This is a genomic window from uncultured Paracoccus sp., from assembly GCF_947487305.1.
Taxonomy (GTDB): domain Bacteria; phylum Pseudomonadota; class Alphaproteobacteria; order Rhodobacterales; family Rhodobacteraceae; genus Paracoccus.
In genome coordinates, this window is the sequence record NZ_CANKWH010000011.1 from 37,402 (window position 1) to 50,307 (window position 12,906).

Annotated in this window: 10 protein-coding genes; 5 read left to right on the forward strand and 5 right to left on the reverse strand. The window is 67.6% G+C overall.

The genetic code is table 11. From position 1 onward, the window contains the following. Positions 1–18: 18 nt before the first annotated feature. Together Q1A36_RS13850 and coaBC are read right to left on the reverse strand one after the other, a co-directional pair. Positions 19–1,062, reverse strand: coding sequence for a cysteine desulfurase family protein (locus tag Q1A36_RS13850; protein WP_299845126.1), 1,044 nt, complete (start codon positions 1,060–1,062; stop codon positions 19–21). Then, on the reverse strand, positions 1,059–2,306 hold the full coding sequence (coaBC, locus tag Q1A36_RS13855; protein WP_299845129.1) for a bifunctional phosphopantothenoylcysteine decarboxylase/phosphopantothenate--cysteine ligase CoaBC: 1,248 nt from the start codon (positions 2,304–2,306) through the stop codon (positions 1,059–1,061). The genes Q1A36_RS13850 and coaBC overlap by 4 nt, the downstream gene beginning before the upstream one ends. A 124-nt stretch (positions 2,307–2,430) precedes the next feature. Here coaBC and Q1A36_RS13860 point away from each other — a divergent pair, with 124 nt between their 5' ends. Both Q1A36_RS13860 and Q1A36_RS13865 read left to right on the forward strand, forming a co-directional pair. Beyond that, the gene (locus Q1A36_RS13860; protein ID WP_299845132.1) at positions 2,431–3,945 is read left to right on the forward strand and encodes a YifB family Mg chelatase-like AAA ATPase; all 1,515 of its coding nucleotides are present in this window, start codon (positions 2,431–2,433) and stop codon (positions 3,943–3,945) included. Positions 3,946–3,996: 51 nt separating this feature from the next. After that, positions 3,997–4,839 (forward strand): isocitrate lyase/phosphoenolpyruvate mutase family protein, encoded by an 843-nt coding sequence (locus Q1A36_RS13865; protein ID WP_299845135.1) that lies wholly within the window; start codon positions 3,997–3,999, stop codon positions 4,837–4,839. On the opposite strand, the gene gshB is transcribed toward Q1A36_RS13865, so the two are convergent. The 3 genes from gshB to rsmI all read right to left on the reverse strand — a co-directional run bounded on the left by gshB (position 4,836) and on the right by rsmI (position 7,212). Beyond that, positions 4,836–5,783, reverse strand: a complete 948-nt coding sequence (gene gshB / locus Q1A36_RS13870) for a glutathione synthase (protein WP_299845138.1) — start codon at positions 5,781–5,783, stop codon at positions 4,836–4,838. The genes Q1A36_RS13865 and gshB overlap by 4 nt on opposite strands. A gap of 94 nt (positions 5,784–5,877) precedes the next feature. Next, positions 5,878–6,279 carry a YraN family protein gene (locus Q1A36_RS13875; RefSeq protein ID WP_299845141.1) on the reverse strand — a complete coding sequence of 134 codons (402 nt, stop codon included), beginning with the start codon at positions 6,277–6,279 and terminating at the stop codon, positions 5,878–5,880. After that, positions 6,280–7,212: a 16S rRNA (cytidine(1402)-2'-O)-methyltransferase gene (gene rsmI / locus Q1A36_RS13880; RefSeq protein ID WP_299845144.1), complete on the reverse strand. Its 933-nt coding sequence runs from the start codon at positions 7,210–7,212 to the stop codon at positions 6,280–6,282. Positions 7,213–7,386: 174 nt separating this feature from the next. Here rsmI and Q1A36_RS13885 point away from each other — a divergent pair, with 174 nt between their 5' ends. Genes Q1A36_RS13885 through murJ form a run of 3 tightly spaced genes read left to right on the forward strand, consistent with a single transcriptional unit; the run spans position 7,387 to position 12,877 of the window. Continuing rightward, the gene (locus Q1A36_RS13885; RefSeq protein WP_299845408.1) at positions 7,387–8,541 is read left to right on the forward strand and encodes a penicillin-binding protein activator; all 1,155 of its coding nucleotides are present in this window, start codon (positions 7,387–7,389) and stop codon (positions 8,539–8,541) included. Between the two features lie 35 nt (positions 8,542–8,576). Beyond that, a complete protein-coding gene (locus Q1A36_RS13890) occupies positions 8,577–11,345 on the forward strand; it encodes a [protein-PII] uridylyltransferase (protein ID WP_299845147.1) in 2,769 nt (922 codons plus the stop codon). Continuing rightward, positions 11,342–12,877 (forward strand): murein biosynthesis integral membrane protein MurJ, encoded by a 1,536-nt coding sequence (murJ, locus tag Q1A36_RS13895; protein WP_299845149.1) that lies wholly within the window; start codon positions 11,342–11,344, stop codon positions 12,875–12,877. The genes Q1A36_RS13890 and murJ overlap by 4 nt, the downstream gene beginning before the upstream one ends. Positions 12,878–12,906 lie beyond the last annotated feature (29 nt).

The window sequence follows — 12,906 nt, forward strand, 5'->3', positions numbered from 1 at the left end:
CTCTGGCGACCTTTCCGGTCAGCCATGTCTGTCGCGCCACCGCGAATACGCTGATTCCCACGCATTCGCAAAGCGATTCACCTCATCCGCCGTGGTGGCGGGCCCAAGGGAAACGCGGATGGCCGAGGCGGCGTCGCTATCCGAATAACCCATCGCCTGCAAGACGCCGCTGGCCCGGACCTTGCCCGAGGAACAGGCCGAACCCGCCGAAATGGCATAGCCCGCCAGATCCATCTGCATGACCTGCGTTTCACCCTTCCATCCGGATGTAAGAACGCAGGTCGTGTTGGGCAAGCGCCGCGCGCCCTTTCCGGCGATCATTGCGCCGGGGGCAGCCGCCAGAATCCGCGCCTCCAGCCCGTCGCGCAGCTCGGCCACGCGCTCCCAGGTGCCGTCTTCCAGCTCGCGCTGCGCCGCCGTGGCGGCGGCGGCGAAACCGGCAATGCCGATCAGGTTCTCGGTCCCGGCACGACGCCCCTGTTCCTGCCCGCCGCCGCGAATCAAGGCCTCGATCTCGGTGCCTTTCTTCAGGATCAGCGCACCGATGCCCTTGGGTCCGCCCAGCTTGTGCGCGCTGACGAAACCCGCGGTAATGCCCAGCCAGTTGAAGGCAAAGGGCACCTTGCCGAAAGCCTGGGTCAGATCGCTGGACGCCAGCCCCTGCGGCAGATCCTGCATCACCCCGGTCTCGTTATTGGCCAGTTGCAGAGTCGCCTGCGCCGGATCGGGCACGGTGATGATGCCGTCCTGATCCACCGCCAGATCCTGCTCGCACCAGACCTTGATGGCGCTGTGCTCGGCCGGCGCGCAGTGAATCCTCCGCCCCGGCAGCACCATCGCCGCCGCCTCGGTCGTGCCCGAGGTGAAGATCACATCGGCGCCTTCAGCCCCCAGAGCCGTCGCCAAAGCCTCGCGTGAGCGTTCCAGCAGCATCTTGGCCGCCCGCCCCTCGCTATGGACCGATGACGGATTGCCCGCGACCTCCATCGCCTCGACCATCGCCGCCTTCACTTCGGGGCGCAGCGGCGTGGTGGCGTTCCAGTCGAGGTAGTGCCGGGTCATGCCAGCGCCTTGGCGATCTCGTCGGCCAGACGCCGCGCCACCGCCTCCTTGGCCATGCGCGGCCATTCCGTCGCGCCATCGTCGCGGATCACCGTCACCGCATTCTCGGTCCCGCCCATGATCCCGGTCGAAGGGCTGACATCATTGGCGACGATCCAGTCGGCCTGCTTGCGCAACCGTTTCGCGGTCGCGTGGGCGATCACATCATCCGTCTCGGCGGCAAAGCCCACGACCAGCTGTGGCCGGCCCTCGGTCAGTTGGCTGACCCAGGCAAGGATATCGGGATTCTCGGCAAAGCTCAGCACCGGGAAGTTTCCCGTGCCGTCCTTCTTGATCTTGGACTGGCTGGCATTCTCGACCCGCCAGTCGGCCACCGCCGCCGCCATCACCGCCGCATCCGCCGGCAGCGCCGCCGCCACCGCATCGCGCATCGCCTGCGCCGTCTCGACACCGATCACATCGACGCCCTCGGGCGGCGGCACCGTCGCCGGGCCGGTCACGAAGCTGACCCGCGCCCCCAGATCGCGCAGCGCCGCCGCAATCGCGGTGCCCTGCGCCCCGGAAGAGCGGTTCGCAATGTAGCGCACCGGATCGATCGGTTCATGCGTCGGCCCCGAGGTCACGATCACATGCTTGCCGCTCAGCGGGCCGGTCGCAACGCGGATCTCGGGCGTCAGCCGCAGCAGCCCGGCGCTGCGCGGTGCCGCGCCCAAGAGATCCCGCGCCGCTTCCAGAATTTCCTCGGGCTCGGACATGCGGCCGGCGCCGAACTCGCCACAGGCCATCTCGCCCCGGTCCGGCCCCACGGTCAGGATACCATCGGCCTTCAGCTGTGCCAGATTGCGCTGTGTCGCCGGGTGCAGCCACATCCGCACATTCATCGCCGGCGCCACCAGCACCTTCTTGTTCGAGGCCAGAAGCAGGGTCGAGGCCAGATCATCCGCCAGCCCATTGGCCATCTTCGCCATCATATCGGCGGTCGCCGGCGCCACCACGACCAGATCGGCGTTGCGGGTCAGTGCGATATGGCCGATCTCGGCCTCGTTCGAGATGTCGAACAGGTCCTCATGCACCGCCTCGCCGGCCAGCACCGAAACGGTCATCGGCGTGGTGAACTGCGCCCCCGCGCGGGTCAGCACCGGCGTCACCGCCGCGCCCTCGCGCTTGAACAGCCGGATCAGACCCGGGATCTTGTAGGCCGCGATGCCGCCGCCGATGATCAGCAGGATGCGTTTTCCGTCCATTCCGGCCCCCTTTTTGCCTGCCCGACAGATAGACGCCCGCCCCCTCTGGCGCAAGGAAGCGGACCCGTTAACCGCATCTTAACGCCGTCCCGCTAGGGCTTTGCCGAAAGCAGGTGGGGGGCAGATGGTCGCGATCGCCTATTCGGTCGCCTTCGAGGGGGTCGAGGCCCGGCTGGTCGAGGTGCAATGCTCGGTTTCGCCGGGTCTGCCCGGCTTTTCCATCGTTGGCCTGCCCGACAAGGCGGTCAGCGAGGCGCGCGAACGGGTGCGGGCGGCCTTCGACGCGCTGTCGGTGGCGCTCCCCAGCCGGCGCATCACCGTGAACCTCTCGCCCGCAGACCTGCCGAAAGAAGGCTCGCATTTCGACCTGCCGATCGCGCTCGCGGTGCTGGCAGCGATCGAGGTGATTCCGCATGACGAGCTCGGTCGCTGCGTCGCGCTGGGGGAACTGGCGCTGGACGGGCGGCTTGTCGCGGTCTCGGGCGCCCTGCCCGCCGCCATGGCCGCGGCCGAAGAAGATCGCGCCCTGATCTGCCCCGCCCCCTGCGGGCCCGAGGCCGCATGGGTCGAGACGGTCCCGGTGTTGGCGCCTTCGACCCTGCGCGAAGCCGTCGACCACCTGACCGACCGGACCCCGCTGATCCCGGCCCGACCGGGCACCGTCATCACCCCTGCCCTGAACCGCTGCATGTCCGAGGTGCGCGGCCAGGAACGCGCCAAGCGCGCCATCGAGATCGCCGCTGCCGGACGCCATCACCTGCTGATGGTCGGCCCGCCCGGCGCCGGCAAATCCATGCTGGCCGCCCGCTTGCCCGGTCTCTTGCCGCCGCTGACGCCCGCCGAGGCGCTGGAAACCTCGATGATCCATTCGCTGGCCGGCACGCTGGCCGATGGCGGCATCCCCCGACACGCACCGATGCGCGAACCCCATCACACCGCCTCGATGGCCGCCATTGTCGGCGGTGGCCGCAGCGCCAAGCCGGGCGAGATCAGCCTTGCCCATAACGGCGTGCTGTTTCTGGACGAGTTTCCCGAATTCTCGCGCCCGGTGCTGGAAACCCTGCGCCAGCCGATCGAGACCGGCGAGGTCGTGGTGGCGCGCGCCAATGCCCATATCCGCTATCCCTGCCGCTTCCAGCTGATCGCCGCCGCCAATCCCTGCCGCTGCGGCCATCTGGCCGACCCGGCCCGCGCCTGCGCCCGCGTCCCGGCCTGCGGCAGCGATTACATGGGCAAGATCTCGGGCCCGCTGATGGACCGCTTCGACCTCAGGATCGAGGTGCCGCAGGTCAGCTTCCTGGATCTCGATCTGCCGGCGGATGGCGAGACCTCGGCCACCATCGCGCTGCGCATCGCTACCGCGCGCACAGTCCAGACCCGCCGCTTCGAGGGCCGATCGTCGGCGCGGGTGAATGCCGAGGCCTCGGGCGCGATTCTCGACGAGATCGCCGCCCCGGATGCCGAAGGCCGGGCGCTGATCCTGAAGGCCTCGGAGCGCCTCGGCCTTTCCGCCCGCGGCTATCACCGCATCCTGCGCACGGCCCGCACCATCGCCGATCTGGACGCCAGCGAGACGGTGCGGGTGAACCATCTGGCCGAGGCGATCAGCTATCGCTTGCCCTTCCTCACCGGAGGCTGACCCGCCCCTCGCATTTCTGTGCTAGGCTCGCGCGACACGAGGGGGCGAACCATGACCGACCAGCAAGAGAAGTTCCGGCAGTTCAAGGCACTGCACAAGGGCGAAGCCGCCTTCGTCATCCCCAACCCGTGGGATGCCGGCACCGCCCGGCTACTCGCCAGTCTCGGCTTCGCTGCACTTGCAACCACCAGTGCGGGCTATGCCTTCGCCAAGGGCAAGCGCGATTCCGCGGCCAACCTCAGCCGCGACGAGATTCTGGAAAATGCGTGCGAAATTGTCGCCGCCACCGACCTTCCGGTCAGCGCCGGTCTCGAGGACGGGTTTGGCGCGGGTCCCGAGACCTGCGCCGAAACCATCCGCTGTGCGATTGCGATCGGCCTTGTCGGCGGCTCGATCGAGGACGCGACCGGCGATTCCGCCGCCCCGATTCACTCGTTCGGCCTCGCAGTCGAGCGCATCCGCGCCGCCGCCGAGGCGAGCCGTGGGAAGCCCTTCCTGCTGACGGCGCGCGCCGACAATTATCTCTGTGGCCGGCCCGACCTCGCGGATACCATCCGCCGGTTGCGGGCCTTTGCCGAGGCCGGTGCCGATGTGCTCTATGCCCCGGGCCTGCCCGATCTCGAGGCGATCCGCACCGTCTGTCGCTCGGTTGACCAGTCGGTGAACGTGGTCATGGGCCTCTCCGGACCCAGCTATTCCGTGCACGAGCTGTCACAGGCCGGGGTGCGCCGGATCAGCGTCGGCGGCTCCTTCGCCCGCGCCGCGCTTGGCGCTGTGATGCGAGCCGCCGAAGAGGTGCGGTCACGGGGAACCTTCACCTATGCTGCCGAAGCCATGCCCGGCAACGAGATCAGCCGGGCCATGTCGGCAATGGCACCGGACGCGCGGCCCTAACGCGCCGCCAGTCGCTCCTCGATGGCCTCCCAGATCAGCGCCGCGGCATTGACCCCGTCAAACCGTTCAAGCTCCTGAATCCCAGTGGGCGAGGTGACATTGATCTCGGTCAGCCAGCCATCGATCACGTCGATGCCGGTGAAGATCAGCCCCTTCTCGCGCAGCACCGGGCCGATGACATTGCAGATCTCGCGCTCGCGCTCGGTCAGCCCGACCTTTTCCGGCCGGCCACCCACATGCATGTTCGACCGCGCCTCGCCCGCCGCCGGCACCCGGTTGATCGCCCCCACCGGCTCGCCATCGACCAGGATGATCCGCTTGTCGCCCTTGACCACCGCCGGCAGGTATTTCTGCGCGATCATCGGCTCGCGATTGATCCCGGCGAAGGTCTCGAGCAGCGAGGACAGGTTCGGATCCTCGGGCCGCAGATGGAACACCCCGGCACCGCCATTTCCGTAGAGCGGCTTGACGATGATGTCGCCATGCCGCGCCCGGAAGCGCCGGATCGCGGCCACGTCGCGGGCGATCATGGTGGGCGGGGTCAGGTCTGGAAAATCCAGCACCATCAGCTTCTCGGGGCTGTTGCGCACCCAGAAGGGATCATTGACCACCAGCGTTTCGGGATGAATCCGATCGAGAAGATGGGTCGAGGTCACATAGCCCATGTCGAAGGGCGGATCCTGCCGCAGCCAGACCACGTCGAAGCTGCTCATATCGACCTCGACCCAGTCGCCGAATGTGACGTGGTTCCCCTTCTCTCGCCGCAAGGTGATCGGCCGCCCGGTCGCCAGAACACGGCCCTCGTCAAAGACCAGCCGGTCGACGGTATATTGAAACAGCCGGTGCCCGCGCGCCTCGGCCTCGAGCCCGATGCGGAAGGTGCTGTCGGCATCGATCGACACCGCCTCGATCGGGTCCATCTGCAGGGCAACGGAAAGCGACATGCCGGGCCTCCTTGGTCAGCGCGCGCCACTTGTCGCAAGGCCCGGGGCCGGATTCAAGCCTTCCCAAACCGCGCCGGTACCCGGCAGCCGACCATCAGTTCATGCCGAAGGCATTCTCGATCACGTCGATCCGACCGATCTCGTCGACCAGCGCCGCATCGAAACGCATGGCCACCGGCCGACCGCCATCGACCCGGCCGGCATAGTCCAGCGCCGACAGGCAGATCCTGTCCATCTGCCGTCGGTCCAGCCGCTGTGCCGCCAGATCATGGCTGGAGGACTTCTTCACCTCGACGAAAATCAGCCCCTCGCTGTCCCGAAAGATCAGGTCGATCTCGCCCGCCGGCCCGCGCCAGCGGCGCTCCAGAAGCGCGTAGCCCGCCGCCTCATAGTGCAGCGCCACCCCATCCTCGGCCATCCGCCCGGACAGGCAGGCAATCCGCCCGCGACTCTGCCGGGCATCATTCCCAATTTGCATCCCGGTCCGACCAGCCATTCAGTCCCCTTCCCCGGCCCCGGATGCCAGTCCAAGTGCCAGTTGATACACATCCCGCCGCGGCAGCCCCAGCCGCGCCGCCACATCGCGCGCGGCGTCCTTGACCGACATGCGCGTCATCGCCTGCCGCAATTCTTCTCGGATATCGCCGTCCTCGAGCACCACCGGCGCCGGTCGGTCCAGCACCAGAACCACCTCGCCCTTCAACCCGGTTTCCGGCACCCGTTCCACGAGCTCCTGCGCCGTGCCCCGGATCACCTCTTCGAACTTCTTGGTCAGTTCCCTGCAGATCACGATAATCCGATTCGGTTCAATCTCGCACAGTTTTCCCAAGGTTTCCCTAACGCGCCTCGGGCTTTCGTAAAGGATCAGCGTCGCTTCGACCGAGGCCCATTGCCTCAGCCAGCTGTCCCGCGCGCCATCGGCACTGGGCGGAAAGCCCGCGAAGAGGAAGCGGTCGCTTGGCAGGCCGGCGACGGTCAGCGCCGCCAGCGCCGCCGAGGGGCCCGGCACGGCATGGAGCCGCGCGCCGGCCTCGGCGGCATCGCGGCTGAGCTTGAAGCCCGGATCGGCGACCATGGGCGTGCCCGCATCCGAGGTATAGGCGACCGAGGCACCGCCCTTCAGTGCCTCGATCAGCATTGGCCGCTGTCGGTCGGCATTATGGTCGTGATAGGCGACAATCCGCCGCCCGCGCAGCGGGATGCCGTGGATGTCCATCAGGTGCCGTAGCGTCCGCGTGTCCTCGGCCGCCAGCACCTCGGCCGCGTTCAGGATATCGAGCGCGCGGAGCGTGATGTCCCGCGCCGCGCCGATCGGCGTTGCCACCAGGTAAAGTCCGGGGTCGAGCCGCGGGGCCTCGATGCGGGCGCTGATCGGCGCGGCCTCGTCGCCTCCCGACCCTCTGATCTCCGGGCCTGCCTGTCGTGCCATGCCGGTTCCCCCGTGTCCGTCGCTGCGCCCGTCGCTGCGATTGCCAAACCCGGCTTAGGTGAATACGCTGCCGTCGATAAGACAAAACCGGACCAAACAGGGAATTTTATCATGTTCGCCCTTGCTCATCGCCGCAGCCACGCGCTGCCCCGGTCGGTCCTGACGCGGGCCCGTATGACCGCCACCGCACTGGTCTCGGCGCTGCTGGTTGCAGCCTGCCAGCCGATCGGCATGGCCGGAACCGGGGGCAGCCAGACCGGCCAGATGGTCGACCCCAAGGCCCCCGTGGCCGTCGCCCTGCTGGCCCCTGGCGGCACCGGCAGCGCCGACCTGGAATGGCTGTCGCGCAGCCTGAAGAACGCCGCCCGCATGGCCGCAGCCGATGCCCAGGGCGCGCAGATCGACCTGCGCATCTATGATTCCGGTGATGATGCCGGGCGCGCGGTCGCCCGCGCCACCGAGGCCGCCGATGCCGGGGCCAAGGTCATTCTCGGCCCGCTCTTCGCCGATTCAGCCAATGCGGTCGGCAATGCCATGGCGAGCCGCGACATCAACGTCATCAGCTTCTCGAACAATGCCGACATTGCCGGCGGCAATGTCTTCATTATCGGCAACAGCTTCGCAAATGTCGCCGACCGGCTGGTCAGCTACGGCGTCCGGAACGGCAAGCGCCGGGTCCTGACCGTAGCCGAGGATGACGTGGCCGGCCAAGTCGGCGCCCGCGCCATCGAGACCGCCATTGCCCGCAACGGCGCCACCTTGGCGGGGCGTGTCACCCATCCGGTCTCGATCACCGGCATCGATGGCGTTACCCCGCAGATCGCCCAGGCCGCGCAATCGGGCCAGATCGACGCCATCTTCATGACCGCCAACAACCAGGCGGTGCTGCCCTATCTGACCGAGAAACTGGCCGCCGCCGGTGTCACCAGCCAGGTCACCCAGTTCATGGGCCTGACCCGTTGGGACGAGCCGGCCTCGCGCCTGCAACTGCCGCAGCTGCAGGGCGGCTGGTTCGCGCTGCCTGACACCACCCGCAAGGCCGCGTTCGAGGCGCGTTACCGCGCCGCCTATGGAGAGGCGCCGCACGAACTGGCCGGCCTCGCCTATGACAGCGTTGCCGCCATTGCCGCCAACCTGCGCGCCGGCAAGCGCGACGCGGTGGCGAGCTCGGGCCTGACCCAGCGCGCCGGCTTCTCGGGCGTGAACGGCGCCTTCCGCTTCCGCCCCGACGGCACCAACCAGCGCGCGCTGGCGGTGGCGACGATCCGCGGCAACCAGCTGGTGATCCTCGATCCGGCGCCGCGCGGCTTCGGTGGCTTCGGGTCCTGAACTTGCCGACCAGACGACCTTCCCCTGCGGGCCGCATGCCCGTTCAAAGCGCCCCGGCCCTGCCCGGGGCGCATGCCATCTTTGACCCCGATACCTTCCTGCCCGCACTCGACGCCGAGCTGGCGCCGCTGACCACCCCGCGCGAGATCCGCTCGGCCGCCGTGCGCATCCTCGGCGAGGCGCGAAAATCGGCCATGGCTGATATCGTCACCGGCTTCGAAAGCCACCCCCGCGCCGCGCGCGAGACCGTGCGCGCCATCGCGAGCCTGACCGATGGCATCGTCACTGCCATCCACCACGTCGCCACCACCCGCCTGCACCCGCAGCCCAACCCGTCCGAATCCGAGCGACTGGCCGTGCTGGCCGTCGGCGGCTATGGCCGGGCCGAAATGGCGCCGCAAAGCGATATCGATCTCTTGTTCCTGACGCCCTACAAGGTCACGGGCTGGGCGGAAAGCGTGGTCGAATCCATGCTCTACATGCTCTGGGACATGAAGCTGAAGATCGGCCATTCGATCCGCAGCGTCGATGATTGCCTGCGCCTTGGCGCCGGCGACATGACCATCCGCACCGCGCTGGTGGAACACCGTCTCGTCACCGGCCATGCCCCCCTTGCCGAGGATCTGCGCGAGCGGCTCTGGGCCGATCTCTTTTCCAAGACCGTGCCGGAATTCGTCGAGGCAAAGCTGACGGAACGCGAGGCCCGGCACGAGCGGCAGGGCGGCCAGCGTTACGTGCTGGAGCCGAACGTCAAGGAGGGCAAGGGCGGGCTGCGCGACCTGCAGACGCTCTACTGGATCGGCAAGTATATCCACCGCGTCGACCGCGCTGTCGAGCTGGTCGATCTCGGCTTCTTCACCCGCGAGGAGCATCTGAATTTCTGGCAGGCCGAGGATTTCCTCTGGGCCGTGCGCTGTCATATCCACCTGATCGCCGGGCGTCCGGTGGATCAGCTGACCTTCGACATGCAGGTCGAGGTCGCCCGCCGCATGGGCTATCGCGACGGACAGGGCCGCCGCGATGTCGAGCATTTCATGCAGGACTATTTCCGCCACGCCACCAATGTGGGCGAAGTCACGCGGGTCTTCCTGACCGCGCTCGAAGCCCATCACGTCCGCAAGGCGCCTTTTCTCGGCCGGCTGTTCCGCCGCCGCCGCAAGCTGCGCCCGGGATTTACCGAGGAGCTGGGCCGCCTCGCCATCGCCGATGACAAGGACTTCCTCAGCCAGCCGCTGAACATCCTGCGGCTGTTCGAAGAGGCCCTGCGCACCGGCCTTCTGATCCATCCCGACGCCATGCGGCTGGTCACTTCGAATCTTGACCTGATCGACGATGCCATGCGCACCGATCCCGAGGCGTCGCGGATCTTTGTCGATCTGCTCTTGAAACACGGCAATCCGGAACGCGCGCTGCGCCGGATGAACGAATTGGGCGTCCTTTCGGCCTTCATCCCCGAATTCGAGCCGATCGTGGCGATGATGCAGTTCAACGTCTATCACCATTACACGGTGGACGAGCATTCGATCCAATGCGTCGCGGCCTTGGCCGAGATCGAGCGGGGCGAGCATCCCGATGACCTGCCGCTGTCCCATGAGATCATGCAGGAGGGCATCAACCGCCGGGTGCTCTATCTGGCGACGCTGCTTCATGACATCGGCAAGGGCCGGCCCGAGGATCACTCGATCCTCGGCGCGCGTCTGGCGCGGCGGGTGGTGGCCCGGCTCGGCTTTTCCGCCGAAGAGGTCGAGACGGTCGAATGGCTGGTGCGCAATCACCTGCTGATGTCTGACGTGGCGCAGAAGCGCGACATTGCCGACCCGCGCACGCTGAGGGATTTCGCCAAGGCAGTGAAGACCCGCAAGCGGCTGGACCTGCTGCTGGTGCTGACAGTCTGCGACATTCGCGGCGTCGGGCCGAATACCTGGAACAATTGGAAGGCGATGCTGCTTCGCAAGCTGCATCAGGAAACCGCCGCCGCCCTTGATGGCGGGCTGGAAGAGATCAACCGCGACAAGCGCCAGAACGAGGCCAAGCGCAGCCTGCGGCACCTGCTGGTCGCCAAGGGCTGGGAGGCCAAGGCCATCCGGGCCGAGATCGCGCGGCATTACGACAGCTATTGGCCGGGCCTGCCGACCGAGACGCAGGCGGTCTTTGCCGGCCTGCTGGACGGCATCGGCAGCGAAGAGATCCGCATCGACCTGAAGCCCGATACCGACCGCGACGCCACCCGCGCCACCTTCGTTCTGGCCGACCATCCCGGCATCTTCTCGCGGCTTTGCGGGGCACTGTCGCTGATGGGGGCGAACGTCGTGGACGCGCGCACCTATACCACCAAGGACGGTTTTGCGACTGCGGTCTTCTGGGTGCAGGATGCTGACGGACATCCCTATGCCGAGGATCGCCTGCCGCGCCTGCGCAAGATGATCGATCGCACGCTGAAGGGCGAGGTGGTGGCCCGCGACGCCTTTGCCGACCGCGACAAGATCAGGAAGCGCGAGCGCGAATTCCGCTTCCCGACCCATATCACCTTCGACAACGAGGGCAGCGATATCTATACGATCATCGAGGTCGATACCCGCGACCGGCCGGGGCTGCTTTATGACCTGACGCGGACCTTGGCGGCGAACCATATCCAGATCGCCAGCGCCGTCATCGCCACCTTCGGGGCGCAGGTGGTGGACAGCTTCTACGTCAAGGACATGTTCGGGATGAAACTCTTCAGCGACGCCAAGCGCGACTCGCTGGAAAAGAAACTGCGCGCGGCGATCCAGCAAGGCGCGGACAGGGCAGGCACGACAGCATGACGAGACCCGGACTGGTGCGCGGCTTCCTTTCGGTGGGAAGCTGGACGATGGTATCGCGGGTGTCGGGATTCATCCGCGACATCCTGATGGCGGCATGGCTCGGCACCGGCCCGGTGGCCGAGGCTTTCCTGATCGCGCTGTCCCTGCCCAACATGTTCCGCCGCTTCTTCGCCGAAGGGGCCTTCAACACCGCCTTCGTGCCGATGTTCGCCAAGAAGCTCGAGCACCGGACCGAGGCGCAGCGTTTTGCCGCCGAGGCGTTTTCGGGTCTGTTCATGGTGGTGCTGGTGATCTCGGCGCTGGCGATGATCTTCATGCCGGGCCTCGTCTGGCTGATGGCCTCGGGCTTTGCGGGGGACGAGCGCTTCGCGCTGGCGGTCGAATATGGCCGCATCACCTTCCCCTATATCCTCCTGATCTCGATGGCCTCGATGGTTTCGGGCGTCTTGAACGCCAATGGCCGCTTCACGGCCGCCGCCGCCGCCCCGGTTCTGTTGAACCTTCTCTTCATCGCGGCGATGGGTCTGGCGCGCTATCGCGGTTGGGACATGGGCCTGACGCTGGCCTGGGCCACGCCGCTCACGGGCATCGCCCAGCTGGGACTGGTCTGGTGGGATGCCCACCGCACAGGCTGGACCTTCCTGCCCCGCCGCCCGCGCCTCTCGCCCGACATGCGCCGGCTGCTGGCCGTCGCCCTGCCCGCGGCCTTTGCCGGCGGCGTGGTGCAGCTGAACCTGCTGATCGGCCGTCAGGTCGGCTCGCAATTCGAGGGCGCGATCGCCTGGCTCTCCTATTCCGACCGGCTTTATCAGCTGCCGCTCGGCGTCGTCGGCGCCGCCGTGGCCGTGGTGCTGCTGCCGGAACTGGCCCGCCGGTTGCGCGCGGGCGACGAGGCCGGCGGCCAGTCCGCCTATAGCCGCGCCACCGAATTCGGGCTGTTCCTCACCTTGCCCGCCGCCTTCGCCATTGCCGTCATCGCCGTGCCGATGGTCGCCACGCTTTTCGAGCGCGGCCAGTTCACCGCCGAGGACACGGTGCAGACCGCCCGCGCGCTGGTGGTCTATGCCCTCGGCCTGCCCGCCTTCGTGCTGCAAAAGATCCTGCAGCCGCTCTATTTCGCGCGCGAGGACACCAGGACCCCGTTCCGCTATGCGCTCTATTCCATGGTGGTGAACGCCGCCGTGGCCTTCGGGCTGATGGGTCCGATGGGCTTCCTGGCCGCCGCACTTGGCACCACGATCGCCGCATGGGTCATGGTAGGGCAGTTGTGGTGGGGCACGCGCAGCATGGGTCAGGCCGCCCGCGCCGATGACCGCCTGCGCCGCACCGCCCCCCGGATCGTACTGGCCTCGGCGCTGATGGCGCTGGCGCTCTGGTTCATCGAGGGCTGGCTGGAGACCGCAAATGTCTCCCGCATCCCCGGTCTGGCCGTGCTGGTCATTGGCGGCGCCGCGATCTATTTCGCACTGGCCTTCCTGACTGGCGCCTACAAGCTCTCGGAACTCAAGACCGCGGTGCGGCGGCGGCGATAGGCCTTCCCAACCCGCCAACTCTCCTATAG